This is a genomic window from Luteimonas flava, from assembly GCF_036584485.1.
GTDB classification, from domain to species: Bacteria; Pseudomonadota; Gammaproteobacteria; order Xanthomonadales; family Xanthomonadaceae; genus Luteimonas; species Luteimonas flava.
Map to the genome: position 1 here is coordinate 1 of NZ_JAZHBM010000029.1, position 423 is coordinate 423.

The following is a 423-nucleotide window of genomic DNA, read 5'->3' on the forward strand; positions in this document are numbered from 1 at the left end:
AACGCGCCCAAAATCGAATATGTGTTGCTAAGGAAAGCCCTTCGGGGCCTACCGACCCACATATTACTAGATTAGCGATGGAGTAACGGAGAAGGATAGATGAACCCAGGCGATGGTTGTCCTGGGGTAAGTGTGTAGGGTAGTTAATAGGCAAATCCGTTAACTGTAAACCTGAGACACGAGTCCGAGCCGCTTTTTAGGCGAAGTCATTAATTCCATGCTTCCAAGAAAAACTTCTAGTTAGTTTTAATAGTGCCCGTACCCCAAACCGACACAGGTGGACAAGTAGAGAATACTAAGGCGAGCGAGAGAACTCTGGTTAAGGAACTCGGCAAATTAGTTCCGTAACTTCGGGAGAAGGAACGCCCAAGTAAAGTGATTAATTAACTTTATAAGCTTGAACGGGCCGCAGTGATCAGACTC

1 rRNA gene is annotated in these 423 nt (G+C 46.1%); it reads left to right on the forward strand.

The window, feature by feature from the left end:
* Positions 1-423 (forward strand): 23S ribosomal RNA (locus V3391_RS17550); the annotation flags it as partial.